The sequence below is a fragment of the Bradyrhizobium centrolobii genome (genome assembly GCF_001641635.1).
GTDB classification, from domain to species: Bacteria; Pseudomonadota; Alphaproteobacteria; order Rhizobiales; family Xanthobacteraceae; genus Bradyrhizobium; species Bradyrhizobium centrolobii.
Genome location: NZ_LUUB01000090.1, coordinates 15,035 through 30,844 on the forward strand (window position 1 = coordinate 15,035; position 15,810 = coordinate 30,844).

Here is a 15,810-nt window from a genome sequence, read left to right on the forward strand (position 1 = left end):
AAGTCTCCTTCAGAAAAGCAAGACGAGCAGCCCCAGAATGGTCACGTAGAGACTGAGTTCGGCAATTGCCGCGTTGCTGAAGATCCGGGAAAATCCAACGAAACGCAGAAAAGGCCTGATCAGGAGCAAGGCCAACAGAGCTGCCATCGCATAGGCGATGAACGGCGCAACCAAAACGCCGCCGATGACCCATTCGCGGAAGGTATGCGTCATCACGCGGCCTCGTCGAGATGAGCGCGCCGTCTGGACACTGCCTCGATGTGGTAGCTCGCGCTCATGAGCGCAGCACAGAGATCGGCCACGCGTGGATCTGATGGCGACACGTTGCACAACGCCTGGGACACGTCGCGAAGTGACTGCGGCTCCCGCTTGTTCAACGTCAGGCGTACATCTTCAACCAGCTCAGCCAAGGGTCCATCGGCGAGCACCTTCAGCTTGTCGTCGCACAAACGGATGATCGAGGATTGGTCGAAATAGGAAAGCATCTCCTCGACCGTCACCAGGTTACTCGGAGCAGTCCCACCAGCGGACAGGAACTGACCGATCCGGACAGCGTCACGAAACATATGCTCTTCGGGCTCATATCTCCGATCCCGGGCCGGTACTCCAGTGAACTCTTGGCGAGCGGACAACAATAACCAGCGTCTCCGCCGGTCTCCCGAGACTGGAGGAACAAGGAATTGCGTCGCCAACAACAAGCCGGTAGCGACACAAGTGAAAAGAAAGGAGACGATGTACGACTGTGCGTCGTAGGCCTGCGGATTGCTCGGCGCGAATATTGACACGGCGAATATGAGGATCAGTCGACCGAGAGCCGACACCATGCGGTTTGGCGATGTTACCAGAAGTGCGGCGCCGATCACGAGGGGAGCAAGTCCGATTGCAAGCAACGGGAAGTCGTCGACGCCGTCGAGGACGACGAACTCGAGAAGCCCAGCCAGAATACCGGCAATGGGTGCCGCAACCAGCGCCAGGGCGGTCGTCACGCGCGAACTGGGCGTCATCGCCCCGAGGCCGACCACCGTGCCGATAAGGGCAAGGGAACTGCTTGTTGCAGGCCAGCCCGCATACGCAAGGAACATCCCCGCCAACGCAATCCAGATCGCGGCCCGAATGCCCGCCTCAACGGCAGCTCGATGGGATCGATAGATCAGCGCACGCCAATGCCATGGAGGACGTTTGTCAGTGCGCAGGGCGGCAAGATTCTGTCGAACTTGCTCGTCTCTTCTTAGCAACTCTTTGAGTGTCCAGGCCAGGGGGGACGCCGCACCTGCGTCCTTCCGCGTGTCGGAGCGCCACACGACCGTCGGCGGCTTGCTTACGTTGCGTTCAAGCGCGCGCACTATCCTCTCAGATGTTGCCCCGTCAGCGATCACCGGGAGCACATTGAGGCTTCGCGCTGCATGGAGCTCCGCCACAAGCGCAGCCGCCGCGTTATGGCCTGCTACGCTTCTAACTGGGCCGCCGCTGGACTCAAACGCCAGGCTCGCTATTTCCGGCCGTCGCGCCGCTATTTCAGCCAGCAGTGTAGCGGACGTTGTTGGCTGCGTAGCCTGACCAAGAATCGTCGCTTTCGCGTAGTGGCCAATTCGGCGACGGATATCAGCCAATTGTGCTGCAAGCTTCGTATGACGCTCAGGCGCCGATAGCAGGTCATCGGCAATCGCAATGGATACAATTCCGATGAAGATTGCCGCGCCGCGCGCCATGCCCGCCTCGAACACGTGCCCTGGATTGTCGATTTGCTGGATCGCAAGCAACGCCACCGTGTAGCCCGACAGGACCGCTGCGTAGGCACGATTGCCGTCGAGCAATCCTGAGACGTACACACACAGGCCCATCCAGCCGGCATAGGCTATCAGGAGAAGATCCCGCGTCTGGGAGAAAAGCCCTGTTATGGCAATGGAAGCTGCAACGCCGATGATAGTTGCGATCACACGAAAGACTGCCTTCTCCAAGGCCTGGCCGCGAGTTGGTTCCGCGATGATTGCAACCGTTATTATCGCCGTCGTCGGCGCTTCGAGCTGAAGCCAGAAGCTCAAATACAATGCAACGATCGCCGCTATCCAGATCCGGATAGCAAAAGCCCAGGAACCAAGTGGAAAACCGAACGGAAGGAAGCCTCTTTGGTTAGGTAGCGCCAAGAAACGCGAATCTCCGCCTGACACGTCTGCTGCTCGTCTGCTCATCAGACTTCTCCATTCCAAGATCGCGCAGCATCGAGGGGGCGTCTCTTTTTTGCGATACTCTTGCAGCGAAGCAATTTCGCGTACCACATTCGGCGTTCAGCTTGCTTGCCTTAGATGCTAAGCCGCCCGCCCTCCGCGAGGAAAATGAAACTACTTCAGCTGCTCGATGCGTCTCCTGCAGTTAGAGTTTTGCGCCGGGCCTGCAGTTCGACAATCGAGGGGCGATGGCGTCGGCGACAGACAGTTCCACGGCTATCAGGGGCGCGACCGTTCGCAGTATTTTGATGAGGCTTTCGCAGTTATTGCCGGATCAGCCAGCCGCTCACGACCGGCTCGCCACTCATAATCGTGAGGTCACGGGCCCGCGTTGCAGTTTGTTGGATCGCCTGAAGGCCTGGTGACGACTATCCACCTCGGCCCACATTGGATGAGGCGTTATCGAGCCACCGCCGCGTCGCTTCGTCGCTCCAGCCGGGAACCGCAAAGCGCGCCGGCGGGGTCACACCTGTGCGGGGAGGAGCGACGGTAGTTTGGCGAGTACGGAGATGACGCGCCGTTGCGGCATTCGCAGAAGCGCATAGGGTGACCAATAGGCTCAGGATCATGGCAGAACGCATACGCAATTGCTCCAAATGACTTACTTTGGTTCTTATGGTGCGCTGGCCGTACCGCCCCAGGAAATAAACGACGTCCCGGCGCTCGACGAGCTAAGTAGCGCGCGGCGCTGGCTTTCATCGCTCAATTATGTTCACGGCCCCCGGGAAAAAGGCGAGTATCGCTGTCCAGCCTGCGACAGCTCGTTAGAAATTTTCGATGGTGGTAAGCTGATTACTATCGGCTCACAATCGAGCCTTGCATTAGAGCCATACGCGACTAAGGCCGCCTTGGTTCGCTCATGGCCCGCGAACTGCTCAGCTAGTATGGTTTGGAAACTTTCGTACCATTTGGTGACGCTTTCGCAGCAAACGCTGGACTGTCCACCTATAAGTTTGCGCTTGACAGGGGAAGCGCCGCGCGAATGTAATATACTATAACTTATATTAGCGGCGAATGCCGCCGATTACATCGAACATGAGGAAACGCGTTGGGCCATCGAGGCCCGCGCACACAACCGAGGACGCCGATGGCAGAGCGACTCAAGGTTCACGTCGATCCCGACAAATGCCAGGGCCACGCGCGCTGCAAGGCGCTGGCGCCGGAACTGTTCGAGCTCGACGAATACGGCAACGCCCATGAGGCCGGCGACGGCACCGTTCCGGCTGGCCTGGAAGACAAGGCCTGGCTTGCCAAATCCAACTGTCCGGAAATCGCGATCGACGTAATCGAGGAATAGCGCGCATTTCGTGCCGCGCGTGCCTTCAGCGAACACCAGCGTGAGGATTCCCTGAGATGTCCGACGTCAGCCAACCTGCCGCCCATCCGCCCGTCACCGACTGGCTCAACGATTTCGATCACACCGATCCGCAGTGGACGGAGGATCCCTTTCCTATCTGGAACGAGCTGCGCGCCGCAAGCCCGGTCGTGCACACCAAGCGCTTTCTCGGCTGCTATCTGCCGACCACCTATGAGGCCGTGCGCGAGATCGCCAACGATCCCGAGCATTTCTCCTCGCGCCGCATCATCGTCCGCGACGCGCGGCCCGAGGTGACCCAGAACGCCGCGCCGCCGATCACCTCTGATCCGCCGGTGCACAAGCCGGCCAAGCAATTGCTGCTGCCGCCGTTCACGCCGGACGCGATGAAGAAGCTCGAGCCGCGGGTTCGCGCCATCTGCAACGAGCTGATCGACGGCTTCATCGCCGAGAAGCAGGTGGACGCGGCAGCGCGCTACACCAAGCACATCCCGGTGCGCGCGATCGCCCATATGCTCGGCATTCCCGAAAGCGACAGTGACCTCTTCATCAACTGGATCCACATGATCCTGGAGCTCGGCATCAAGGACGAGAACCTGCTGCTCCAGGCGGTCCACGAGATGAGCGACTATTTCAGGACGCACATCGAGGAGCGCAGGAAAAACCCGACCGATGATCTGATCTCCTATCTGATGAATGCCAGGGGCAAGGACGGCCAGCCGCTGGAGGAACCACACGTGCTGGGCTCGCTGCGCCTGCTGCTGATCGCCGGCATCGACACCACCTGGAGCGCGATCGGCTCCTCGCTCTGGCACCTCGCCCGCACGCCAGCCGACCGCGAGCGCCTGGTCGCCGAGCCGGAGTTGGTGCCGACGGCTGTCGAAGAATTCCTGCGCGCCTATTCCCCGGTGACGATGGCGCGCGAGGTGGTCAAGGAGACCACAGTCTCGGGCTGCCCGGTCAAGCCGGGCAACATGGTGCTGCTGTCCTTCCCGGCCGCCAACCGCGATCCCAAGATGTTCCCGGACGCTGACAAAGTCGTGATCGACCGGCGGGAAAACCGCCATGCGGCCTTCGGCCTTGGCATCCACCGCTGCGTCGGTTCCAACCTCGCGCGGATGGAGATGCAGGTTGCGCTGGAGGAATGGCTGAAGCGAATTCCTGACTTCCGGCTCGACCCGGCGGGGTCCGTGACCTGGTCGCAGGGCACGGTGAGAGGCCCCCGCCAGTTGCCATTTCTGCTTGGAAAGGCGATGTAGGCCCCTCCAAAAGCAAAGCGGAGAGGCCGGATATGACAGACCAAGCAATCAGACCGGCCTCCGAGCATTTTGACGTCGCCGACGCCGAGCGGCGGATCAAGGCGATCTTCATCGGCTCGATCGGCAATCTCGTCGAATGGTATGACTTTTACGCCTATACGGCGTTCGCTCTGTATTTCGCCCCGGCCTTCTTCCCCGGCAACGATCCCGTCGTCCAGCAGTTGAACGCCGCCGTCGTGTTCGCGGCGACCTTTCTGATGCGCCCGCTCGGCGGCTGGTTCTTCGGCTATCTCGCCGACCATTTCGGCCGGCGCCTGTCGCTGACGCTGTCGGTCGTCTTCATGTGCTTCGGCTCGCTGATCATCGCACTGACGCCGACCTACGCCACGATCGGCTTCGCCGCGCCGGTGATCCTGGCGCTGGCCCGCGTGATCGAGGGCCTGAGCCTTGGCGGCGAATACGGCGCCAGCGCGACTTATCTGAGCGAAGTCGCCGATCCCAGGCGTCGCGGCTTTTATTCGAGCTTTCAGTACGTCACCCTGATCGGCGGCCAGCTCACCGCGATCATCGTGCTGCTGCTGCTGCAAAAGGTCTTCCTCACGCCGGACGAGCTGAAGGCCTGGGGCTGGCGCATCCCGTTCGCGATCGGCGCGATGCTCGCGATCTTTGCCGCGGTGATGCGGCGCGGCCTGCATGAGACCGAAGCGTTCGAGGAAGCCAAGAGGGTGGTGAAGCCCACCGGCTCGATCACCAACCTGCTGAAATATCCGCGCGAGCTGCTGCTCGTGATGGGCCTGACCGCCGGCGGCACCGCGGCGTTCTACACCTTCACCACCTACATGCAGACCTTCGTCAAGCTCTCGGTGGGGCTGACTGAGGACCAGACCACCTTCGTGATCTTCGGCACGCTGATCTTCGCGACCATCCTGCAGCCGATCTATGGCGCGATCTCCGACAAAATCGGCCGCAAGCCGCTGCTGATTTTCTTCGGTGTCGCCGGCACGCTCGCGACCGTGCCGCTGCTGATGGCGCTAAAGGAGACCAAGTCGCCGTTCATGGCGTTCATCCTGATCTGCGCCGCCTGGCTGTTCGTCGCCGGCTACACCTCAATCAACGCAGTGGTCAAGGCTGAGCTGTTCCCGACCAATGTCCGCGCCCTCGGCGTCGGCCTGCCCTATGCGATCACCGTCTCGATCTTCGGTGGCACCGCACCGGCGATCGCGCTCTATTTCAAGAGCATCTGGCATGAGGAATGGTTCTACTTCTACCTCAGCGGCATCATCTGCATCTCGCTGATCATCTATGCTACTATGCGCGACACCAAGCATGCTTCTGCGATGCATCGCCACGAGTAGCTCATGGCCGACGACAACGAGCCGCCGCCCGACAGCAAGCTGACGCGCACCAAGGAGAGATGGGCGCGCGAGGGCCGTTTCCTCACCGGCCGGATCACGCGCACGGAAGACCGGCGGCTGCCGCCCGGCCAGCACCTCACCAAGGACTGGCCGGTGCTCGATCTCGGGGTCGTGCCGCCGGTTTCGCGCGAGCGCTGGCGGCTCGACGTCTATGGCGCGGTCGAGACTCCTGTGTTCTGGACCTTTGCGGAGTTCGCGGCGCAGAAGCAGGCGCAGTTCACCTCCGACATCCACTGCGTGACGACCTGGTCACGCTATGACAACGAATGGGAAGGGCTCGCCACGCGCGAGTTGCTCGCGGCCTGCCAGCCGCGCGACGACGCACGCTTCGTGGTGCTGCACTCCTATGACGGCTACACCACCAATCTCGCGCTGGACGATTTTGCCGCGGAGGACGCCCTGCTCGCCCATAGCTGGTCGGGCCGACCGCTGACGGACGAGCACGGCGGCCCGGTGCGGCTGGTCGTGCCGCATCTCTATTTCTGGAAGAGCGCCAAATGGCTCCAGGCCATCGAGTTCCTGACCGAGGACGCGCCGGGCTTCTGGGAAGTCCGCGGTTATCATAACCGCGGCGATCCCTGGGCCGAACAGCGCTATTCGGGCGATTAGAGTTCACCAGAACAGGGGGAAAGCCCATGGCTACGGAACGCTTTCAATTCCAGGGCGAAGGCGGCTATCAGCTTGCGGCCGCGCTGGATCTGCCGGACGGCGAGCCGGCGGCCTACGCGCTGTTCGCGCATTGCTTCACCTGCGGCAAGGATACGCTGGCGGCCAAGCGCATCTCGGTGGCACTCGCCGCCAAGGGCATCGCGGTGCTGCGCTTCGACTTCACCGGGCTCGGCTCTAGCGAAGGCGATTTTGCCAATTCGACATTCTCCTCCAACGTCGCCGATCTCGTCCACGCGGCCGATCACTTGCGCAAAAGCCACAAAGCGCCGTCGATCCTGATGGGGCACAGCCTCGGCGGTGCCGCGATCCTGGCGGCGGCCGGAAAGATTCCGGAGGCGAAAGCAGTCGCAACCATTGCCGCCCCCTCCGATCCCGCCCACGTCACCGGCCTGTTCAGGGACCACATCGACGCGATCCGCACGCAGGGCGAGGTCGAAGTGTCGCTCGCGGGACGCCCGTTCCGGATCAAGCGCGAATTCCTCGATGATATCGTCGAGCACGAACTGATGAAGAACGTCACCGGCCTGCACAAGGCGCTGCTGGTGATGCACTCGCCGGTTGACGATACCGTCGGGATCGACAATGCGACGAATATCTTCGTCGCGGCGAAGCACCCCAAGAGCTTCGTCTCGCTCGACCACGCCGACCACCTGCTGACGAAACCGGCGGACGCACTCTATGCGGCTGACGTGATCACTGCCTGGGCGAGTCGTTACATCGACACGGCCAAGCCTGCGAAGGCGATGGGTCTTGCCGAGGCGCCGCGCCAGGTAGTGGTGCAGGAGACGCGCAAGAGCAAGTTCAACCAGCTCATCTCCGTCGGGCCGCACCGCCTGGTGGCGGACGAGCCGGTTGCCGCCGGAGGCGAGGATGCCGGCCCCGGGCCCTATGATTTCCTGCTCGCCGGCCTCGGCGCCTGCACCTCCATGACCATGCGCCTCTATGCCGACCGCAAGTCGCTGCCGCTCGACCGCGTCACCGTCACGCTGAAACATTCCAAGATCTATGCAAAGGATTGCGCGGAGTGTGAGACGCGCGAAGGCATGCTCGACCAGATCGATCGCGTGATCGCAATGGAGGGCGCGCTCGACGCTGAGCAGCGCAAGAAGCTGATGGAGATCGCCGACAAGTGTCCGGTTCACCGGACGCTGACCTCGGAGATCCGGATCGTGACCAGGGCGGCGGACTGAAGACGACCGCGCTAGAAGCAGGACGCCATCGTCCGCACGGCCGCGCTGATCTCGCTCTCGCGCCACGCGGCGAAGCCAAGCAGCAAGCCGTGATCGCGCGGCCGGTCGAGCGACAGGCTCGACAAGGCTCGCGTCTCGATTCCGGCGGCGACCAGCCGTTTGACCGCCACCCGATCTGCGCTGCCGCGCGTCAGACGCGCAACGAGCTGGATGCCGCCCGACGGCACCTCGACCTCGAGAACGCCGCCCAGACGGCGTTCCATCTCACCGACGAGATGATCGCGGCGCACATGATAGAGGCGGCGCATCCGGCGGAGATGCGCGCGAAAGTGCCCGTCGCCGATGAATTCGGCCAGCGCCTCCTGGATGTGGCTGGCTGCGATCAGCCCCATGTGCCGCTGCGCGATCTCCAGCGTGTCACGCAGGGCCGGCGGCGCGACGAGGTATCCGAGCCGGATGTCGGAGGTCATCGCCTTCGAAAAGGTGCCGACGTAGAACACGCGGCCGTGGGCATCTAGTCCCTGCAAGGACGGCACCGGCCGGCTGTCATAGTGGAATTCGCCGTCGTAATCGTCTTCCACGATCCAGGTCCGTCCCGGCCGGCTTGCGGCGAGAAAGTCGGTGCGACGGGCAAGCGACATTAATCGCCCGGTCGGATGCTGGTGCGACGGCGTCATGAAGACAAGCTTTGGCGCTGCAGTTCCGACCACGCGCTGCATACCCTGCTCGTCCAGTCCCACGCCAATCACGCGCGCGCCGGATGCGCGGAAGGCGGCCGCAGCTCCCGAATAGCCGGGATCTTCGACCCAGACGTCGTCACCGGGCGTGATGACGGTGGCAGCAATCAAGGTCAGCGCGGCCTGCGCGCTGGGCAGGATCATGATCTGCTCCGCCGCTGCACGAACGCCCCTGCTGTCTCCGAGGTACTGCGCCAGCGCCTCGCGCAGATGCGGCCGGTTGACCGGTCCGAGCTCGCGTTTCGCTGCACGCACGGCGCTGCGGCGCAGACAGCGCGCCCAGATCTCGTTCGGAAACTCTCGGGCATCGCCGTGCCCCGGACGCAATGGACTCAGCGGAGCCAGATAAGACATCGGCCAGTCCGCCTGCTTGAGCTTCGACGCCCAGGGAGACAGCCGCGGCTTGCCGGGCCGAAGACGCGACGTGGTGGCACCCGCCCGCTCGATGCGTTCGCCGCCATCTATCGTCACCACCGGACGCCGGCCACGTGACGCCTCAAGGTATCCCTCGGCTGCAAGCTGCTCGAACGCGTAGGTGACGGTGTTGCGCGAGACGCCGAGATCACTCGCAAACCGACGGCTCGACGGCAGCGCGCCTCCCTTGCTGATGCGACCGCTCGCGATCAGGCGTCGCAGTTGGCTCGTCAACTGAGCCACCAGCCCCTCGTCGTCGGATCGCTTCAGCTCGATCAGTCCGGCGATCATTTCCGCGAAAACTGGCACCTTAGTCCTTTCCAATCTGGCACTTTTTCAGGTGCCAGCCTGGATGCTATCTGCCGAGCAAGACTGCTTCAAGGATCTTGCAATGAACGCCTCCCTGTCACCCCGCGCGGCCATCGGTCTGTTCCTGATCGTTGTCCTCGCCTGGGGCGTAAACTGGTCGGTGACGAAGCAGCTGGTGCAGTTCGTTCCGCCGCTGTGGAGCGCGGCGATCCGGAGCTGGATCGCGCTTATCGGCCTGTTCGTGATACTGCGTGCGAGCAACAATCTCGTCATACCGGAGCGACACGACGTCCCCGTGATCCTCAGCGTGGCGCTGCTGCACATGACGCTGTTCTCGACGCTGGCGGCTGCGGGCCTGCGCTTCATCCCCGCCAGTAAGGGGATCGTGCTCGGCTACACGACGCCGCTCTGGGTCGCGCTCGCTGCACCCCTAATCGGAAAGGACACGTTGACCGCGCCGAAGGTCGGCGGCGCATTACTGGGCCTGGCCGGCCTTGCCGTGATCCTGAACCCGTCCTCGATCGACTGGACGAACGCCAACGTCGTGCTCGGCGCCGGCATGGTCATTCTCGCCGCCATCTGTTGGGCCGCGAACATCATCTATCTTCGCTCGCATCGCTGGATCGCGTCCCCGCTGCAGCTCCTGATCTGGCAGGTGCTCGTGGCAACGATGGTGTTGTCGGTCACCGCGACGATCACGGACGGCCTGCCACACGCCGAGTGGTCGTGGCGGCTCGTGTGGCTGTTCCTGTATTCGGGCCTGATCGGAACGGCGCTGGCCTATTGGGCGATGTCGATGGTCAACAAGAGCATCTCGGCCTTGACCACGTCGCTCGGCACCACGGCGACACCTATCGTCGGCATCGCCAGCGCCGCGATTCTGCTGGGTGAGCCCATCGACATCAGTCTTGCCGTCGCGGCCGCGCTGATCGTCGCCGGCATCGGCCTCGCGACGCTGGTCGACCGGCCGTTGCGCGCTCAGGCCACCGCGAGAGGTTGAACGCGCAGCCCGCCGCGCAGGCCTGCGGTGGTGCCGAGCAGGATGCCGGCAACCGCAACGAATGACGCCAGCGCAAGGGTGGACATGCCGGTGAGCCCCTGCCCGATCGAGCAGCCGAACGCCATCACGCCACCGATGCCCATCAGCGCCGCGCCGCTGCCTGAGCGCAGCATGTGGCGCGGCGAGGAATAGCCCTCGAGCTTGAAGCGGCCCGTGGCAAGCGCCGTGACCAAGCTACCGGCCAACACGCCGGCGACCGTCGCGATGCCGAAGTTCAACGTCAGGCCGGTCGAGAGCATGGCGTATTGCAACGCGTCCGCGATCGGTGCGATGAAGGTGAGCGAGGTCACCGGGACCGGGTTGAAGTCATCAGCGCCGAGATAGCCGGTGACGAACCAGCCGCCGGCAACGAGGAGACCGACGATGATGCCGGCCGCGATCTGTCCCGGCGATCGCCGGAAACCGGCGTGGACGAATGCAAAGAGGATCAGGGCAACGACGATTGCCGCGGCAGCCAGCGTGCGCGAGACGGCTTCGCCGAGGCCGAGCGTCGCCAGCAGGGACGGCAGCGAGTTCGCGTTCACTGTGCCCTGCGAGGCCTGAACGAGCGCGATGCGCGCCGGCGCGATCAGGCCCTTGAGCGTCATCTGCGCGGCGACGGCAAGCACGATCACGACGACGAACGAGCGGAGATTGCCCCGGCCGAGCAGCACCAGCGCCCGCGAGCCGCAGCCGTTCGACAGCACCATGCCGTAGCCGAACAGAAGGCCGCCGAGGAACAGCACCGGCGCCGAAAACGTCTGTTGCAGATAGATCGACTTGCCGAGATCGACCGTGCCGCCGACGGCAAGGATCTGGCTCGCGGCAATCGCCACCGCGATCGCCAGCGCATAGGTGCGCACCAGCCGCCCGTCCCCCTCCGCCAGCCACCCTCGCATGCTGCTCATCAGGCAGAAGCCGCTGAGCAGGCCGACGGCGCCGTAGATCAGGCCGATGGCGAGGCCGGCAAGGATGACGAGTTGAGCGGTTGTCTCCATGGTCACGGCTTCAGAATCACGCGATCCCGCGAAGAGCCGGCGACGGCCGTATACGCCTCCCTGGCGCGTTCCAGCGGATAGATCGCATTCGCCCTGATCGGGAACGGCTTCAGGTGACCGCTCGCAAAACCGGGGCCGAGATCGCGCAGCACCGCGCCGGTTGCCACCGAGGACAGGCCGAGCGTGTCGATGCCGACATAGGTGTGCTGGCCACGATAGAACTCGAGGATATTGAATTGCACGATGCGGTCGATCGCGGCGATCAGAATCTGGCGACCACGGAGCGCCAGCGACTTGTGGGCGGCCTGGAAATAGGGATCACCGACCGTGTTGAAGACGATATCGGCGCCCTTGCCGCCCGTCACATCGCGCACGCGCGCCGCGACGTCGATGGCGGAGGCGTCGATCACCTCGATGGGCGCGTTGCTGTGGCCTTCATAGACCTCTGCCTTGCGCACTACGCCGATGACGCGCCCGCCCTGCCAGGTCGCGATCTGCACCGCGGCCTGCCCGACCTTGCCGTTGACGCCGAACACCAGCACGGTCTCGCCGCTCTTCGGCACGCCCGCGCGACGAAAGCCCTCCATGGCGGTGACGAAGGGCACGCCGATGCCGGCCGCCTCCTCCCATGACACCGTCTTCGGCTTTTCCACCACCGCATCGGCCTCGACGATGAGATGGCTGGCATGGGTACCGTCGCGGCGGATGCCGAGGTCGCCGGAGGAGCCGAACACCTCGCGGCCGGCGGCTCCGGCCGGACCATCGATCACCACCCCGGCATAGTCGCGGCCGGGTGTGCGCGGGAACACGGCATAGGGCATCAGCCCGGTTGCGGCCTTCACGTCAGACGGGTTGACGGCCGCGGCCTTCACCTCGATCAGGACGTCATTGGCACCACGGGCCAGCGTATGACGCTCGACAGCCGGCGCGATGGCCGCTGCGTTCTCAGCCCTGGCATTTAGGCGCACGCAACGCGCTTCGACGGCTTTGGGATCGGCTGACATCGAAAAACCCACGATTTTCTCGCGGGCCTTGTCGCCCCTGTCGGGACCCAAGTCAACCTGCCGCTCCTCATCTTGAGGAGCCGCGGAAGCGGCGTCTCGAAGAGTGCGCCCACTGCGGCATCCGGGGCCTTCATGGTTCTCGCGGCGATGCGAAGCATCGTCCGCTAGACGGCGCTCACGCGCCTCCTCACCACGAGGGGATGGACCGTCAATCCTTCGGCCGCTTGTCGTAGACCCGCTTGGCCTTGCCAAGCGAGCGTTCCAGCGTGGCCGGCGCCACCGCCTGCACCTTCGCCGTAACGCCAATGGTATTCTTGATGTGGGTCGAGATGCGGTCGGCATGGTCGAGGAGCCCGCGGCCGTCCCAGCTTTCGGGCCGCGCCTCGGCGATGATGGTCAACTCGTCCATGCGACCCTCGCGGGTCAGCTCCAGGATGAAGTGGCCGCCACACCAGTCGGTCGCGAGCAGCACCTCCTCGATCTGGGTCGGGAACAGGTTGACACCGCGCAGAATGATCATGTCGTCCGAGCGCCCCGTCACCTTCTCCATGCGCCGCATGCCGGGACGCGCCGTACCCGGCAGCAGCCGCGTCAGGTCGCGGGTGCGATAGCGGATCACCGGAAAGGCTTCCTTGGTGAGCGAGGTGAAGACCAGTTCGCCCTTCGCGCCGTCCGGCAGAACCGCGCCGGTCTCGGGATCGATCACCTCGGGATAGAAATGATCCTCCCAGATGTGCAGGCCGTCCTTGGTCTCGATGCATTCCTGCGCAACGCCGGGGCCGATCACCTCGGACAGGCCATAGATGTCGGTTGCATCCATATCGAAGGCATCTTCGATCTCGCCGCGCATGGCATTGGTCCAGGGCTCGGCGCCGAAAATGCCAACCTTGAGCGAGCATTGCCGCGGATCGAGTTTTTGCCGCTTGAACTCATCGAGGATCGCCAGCATGTAGCTCGGCGTCACCGTGATGATGTCGGGGCGGAAGTCGTTGATCAGCTGCACCTGCCGTTCGGTCATGCCGCCCGAGATCGGTACCACCGTACATCCGAGCTTTTCCGCGCCGTAGTGCACGCCCAACCCGCCGGTGAAGAGACCGTAGCCATAGGCGTTGTGGATGATCATGCCGGTGCGGCCGCCGGCGGCGCGGATCGAGCGCGCCATCACCTCTGACCAGGTGTCGATGTCGCGCTGCGTATAACCCACCACGATCGGCTTGCCCGTCGTGCCCGAGGAGGCATGCACACGCACCAGCTTTTCGCGCGGCACAGCAAACATGTTGAAAGGATAGTTGTCGCGCAGGTCCGTCTTCACCGTGAAGGGAAACTTTGCGAGATCGGATAGCTGTCGAAAGTCGGACGGATGCACGCCAGCCTTGTCGAAGGCTCTACGGTAATGCGCGACGTTGTCGTAGGCGTGTTTCAGCGACCAGGCCAGGCGCTGCGTCTGCAGCGCCGTGATCTCGTCGCGTGATGCGCGCTCATGCGCGTCCATCTCCGGACTATAGGTGTTGCCACCTTCCGTGAGCCTCGTCAGAGCCATCCTCGTTTCCCCGCATTGGGTTGTTCTTTTGTTTGTTGGTCTTTGATCTTGCGTCGGCAGCCACGTGCCGGGAATGACACGCGAATGCCCGCGGAATTCCGCGATGACGGTATCACCGGCGGTGACGCGCACGTCATAGATGCCGGAGCGGCCGCCACGGGTGACCTCGCGCGCCTTCGCAATGAGCCGATCGCCGAGCTTTCCGGGCTTGATGAAGGTGATCTGCCCTTGCGCCGCAACCACACGCTCATTGTGCGAGTTGCAGGCAAACGCGAAGGCCGAGTCGGCCAGCGTGAAGATGAAGCCGCCATGCGCGATGCGCTGACCGTTGACCATGTCGGGCCGCACCGTCATCGCAAGCGTCGCAAAGCCGGGACCGATCTCGACGATCTCCATGCCGAGGCCCTTCGAGGCATCGTCCTCCGCCCACATCGCATCGGCGCAGGCGCGGGCCACGTCTTCGGGCGACAGGGCTGCTTTGACGTTCACGCACACCTCCCGGCTGGACGTTTTCCCATGATGTTCTGCTGCTTGGCGAGAACTGTCAAACGTGGTCGTAATCGACCACGACACGCGCCGACGACGGCTTCGCCTGGCAGGTCAGAACGAAGCCCGCCTTCAGCTCCCAGGGCTCCAGCGAATAGTTGATGTCCATCGGCGCCTCGCCTTCGATCAGCTTGGCACGGCAAGTGGAGCACATGCCGCCCTTGCAGGCGAAGGGCAGGTCGACGCCGGCGCGCAGCGCAGCATCGAGGATGGCCTCGTCTTCGGCGACAGGAACATCGCGGCGCTTGCCATCGATGATCAGCGAGGCGATCGCCTTCGGCGGCGCGTCCGCCGCAACGATCTTCTTCGGCCGCGGCTTGCCGCCGAATTCGGAGACGAAGCGTTCGACATGGATGTCGTCCTCGGCGACGCCGAGATCGCGGCAGGTCGCCTCGATCTCCTCGCTCATGCCCAGGGGACCGCAGATAAAGACATGATCGACGCTTGCAGCCGGCACCAGGGAGCGCAGCAGCACCCTCACCTTCTCCCCGTCGAGCCGGCCGTGCAGGATCGGGATGTCCTGCTCCTCGCCCGAGATAACGTGGAAGATCGAGAGCCGATCGATGAAGCGGTCCTTGAGCTCCTCGAGCGCCTCGAGGAACATGATGTTGTCGGTCGCACGGTTGCCGTAGAACAGGAAGAAGCGGCTGTTCGGCTCGCGCGCCAGCACGCCCTTGATGATCGAGAGGATTGGCGTGATGCCGGAGCCGGCCGCGAAGCCGACATGGATGCGCGCCGTGTCGGCCGGCGGGATCGCGCCGAAGCGGCCGGTCGGCGTCATCACGTCGAGCTCGTCGCCGCATTTCAACTCGTCGGCGGCCCAGTTCGAGAATGCGCCGCCGTCGACCTTCTTCACGGCGATGCGGATCTCGCCGTCGTCGGGACCAGAGCAGATCGAATAGGAGCGACGCACCTCCTCGCCGTCGAGGGTGGTACGGAGCGTGAGGTATTGGCCGGGCGTGAACGCATAATCGCTCGCGAGTTCGCCCGGAATGATGAAGGTCATTGATACGGCGTCCGACGCTTCGCGGCGTAGGTCGTTGACGGCCAGGCGGTGGAAACGGGGCGCAGCTGCAGACATGATGTACACTCTAAGTTCGGCTCTCCGTCGTCATTGCGAGCATCCCTCCGCGGAGATAGTCTGGATTGC

Annotated in this window: 13 protein-coding genes and 1 pseudogene; 6 read left to right on the forward strand and 8 right to left on the reverse strand. The window is 63.7% G+C overall.

Going from position 1 to position 15,810, the window contains the following annotated elements; genetic code table 11:
• Positions 1 to 9 precede the first annotated feature (9 nt).
• Entirely contained in the window at positions 10 to 213 is a 204-nt protein-coding gene (locus tag AYJ54_RS32260; protein ID WP_063705443.1) for a DUF1656 domain-containing protein, read from the reverse strand.
• Positions 213 to 2,189: an FUSC family protein gene (locus AYJ54_RS32265; RefSeq protein ID WP_082905954.1), complete on the reverse strand. Its 1,977-nt coding sequence runs from the start codon at positions 2,187 to 2,189 to the stop codon at positions 213 to 215. The genes AYJ54_RS32260 and AYJ54_RS32265 overlap by 1 nt, the downstream gene beginning before the upstream one ends.
• A gap of 1,123 nt (positions 2,190 to 3,312) precedes the next feature.
• Between AYJ54_RS32265 and AYJ54_RS32270 the strand changes: the two genes are divergently transcribed.
• Genes AYJ54_RS32270 through AYJ54_RS32290 form a run of 5 tightly spaced genes read left to right on the forward strand, consistent with a single transcriptional unit; the run spans position 3,313 to position 8,073 of the window.
• Complete coding sequence (locus AYJ54_RS32270; RefSeq protein WP_027550318.1) at positions 3,313 to 3,522, forward strand: ferredoxin; 210 nt, start codon at positions 3,313 to 3,315, stop codon at positions 3,520 to 3,522.
• A 56-nt stretch (positions 3,523 to 3,578) separates the two neighbouring features.
• On the forward strand, positions 3,579 to 4,799 hold the full coding sequence (locus AYJ54_RS32275) for a cytochrome P450 (RefSeq protein ID WP_063705449.1): 1,221 nt from the start codon (positions 3,579 to 3,581) through the stop codon (positions 4,797 to 4,799).
• A 32-nt stretch (positions 4,800 to 4,831) separates the two neighbouring features.
• On the forward strand, positions 4,832 to 6,154 hold the full coding sequence (locus AYJ54_RS32280) for an MFS transporter (protein ID WP_063705452.1): 1,323 nt from the start codon (positions 4,832 to 4,834) through the stop codon (positions 6,152 to 6,154).
• 3 nt (positions 6,155 to 6,157) lie between these two features.
• Entirely contained in the window at positions 6,158 to 6,823 is a 666-nt protein-coding gene (locus tag AYJ54_RS32285; protein ID WP_063705455.1) for a sulfite oxidase-like oxidoreductase, read from the forward strand.
• Positions 6,824 to 6,849: 26 nt separating this feature from the next.
• A complete protein-coding gene (locus tag AYJ54_RS32290; protein WP_063705458.1) occupies positions 6,850 to 8,073 on the forward strand; it encodes a bifunctional alpha/beta hydrolase/OsmC family protein in 1,224 nt (407 codons plus the stop codon).
• Positions 8,074 to 8,084: 11 nt separating this feature from the next.
• Here AYJ54_RS32290 and pdxR read toward each other — a convergent pair whose 3' ends face one another.
• On the reverse strand, positions 8,085 to 9,515 hold the full coding sequence (gene pdxR / locus AYJ54_RS32295; protein ID WP_201724290.1) for a MocR-like pyridoxine biosynthesis transcription factor PdxR: 1,431 nt from the start codon (positions 9,513 to 9,515) through the stop codon (positions 8,085 to 8,087).
• A 100-nt stretch (positions 9,516 to 9,615) separates the two neighbouring features.
• On the opposite strand from pdxR, the gene AYJ54_RS32300 reads away from it, so the two are divergent.
• Positions 9,616 to 10,533, forward strand: a complete 918-nt coding sequence (locus tag AYJ54_RS32300) for a DMT family transporter (protein ID WP_063705797.1) — start codon at positions 9,616 to 9,618, stop codon at positions 10,531 to 10,533.
• Here AYJ54_RS32300 and AYJ54_RS32305 read toward each other — a convergent pair.
• From AYJ54_RS32305 to paaE, 5 genes and pseudogenes are all read right to left on the reverse strand, one after another.
• Positions 10,512 to 11,570 carry a YeeE/YedE family protein gene (locus AYJ54_RS32305; protein ID WP_063705462.1) on the reverse strand — a complete coding sequence of 353 codons (1,059 nt, stop codon included), beginning with the start codon at positions 11,568 to 11,570 and terminating at the stop codon, positions 10,512 to 10,514. The two genes, AYJ54_RS32300 and AYJ54_RS32305, sit on opposite strands and share 22 nt — an antisense overlap.
• A 2-nt stretch (positions 11,571 to 11,572) precedes the next feature.
• A complete protein-coding gene (locus tag AYJ54_RS32310) occupies positions 11,573 to 12,574 on the reverse strand; it encodes a quinone oxidoreductase family protein (protein ID WP_063705799.1) in 1,002 nt (333 codons plus the stop codon).
• 208 nt (positions 12,575 to 12,782) lie between these two features.
• Positions 12,783 to 14,114: a phenylacetate--CoA ligase PaaK gene (paaK, locus tag AYJ54_RS32315; RefSeq protein WP_063705800.1), complete on the reverse strand. Its 1,332-nt coding sequence runs from the start codon at positions 14,112 to 14,114 to the stop codon at positions 12,783 to 12,785.
• A gap of 42 nt (positions 14,115 to 14,156) precedes the next feature.
• A pseudogene (gene paaI / locus AYJ54_RS51545) lies at positions 14,157 to 14,603 on the reverse strand (hydroxyphenylacetyl-CoA thioesterase PaaI); the annotation flags it as partial.
• Positions 14,604 to 14,658: 55 nt separating this feature from the next.
• Positions 14,659 to 15,741, reverse strand: a complete 1,083-nt coding sequence (gene paaE, locus AYJ54_RS32320) for a 1,2-phenylacetyl-CoA epoxidase subunit PaaE (RefSeq protein WP_063705463.1) — start codon at positions 15,739 to 15,741, stop codon at positions 14,659 to 14,661.
• Between the last annotated feature and the right edge of the window lie 69 nt (positions 15,742 to 15,810).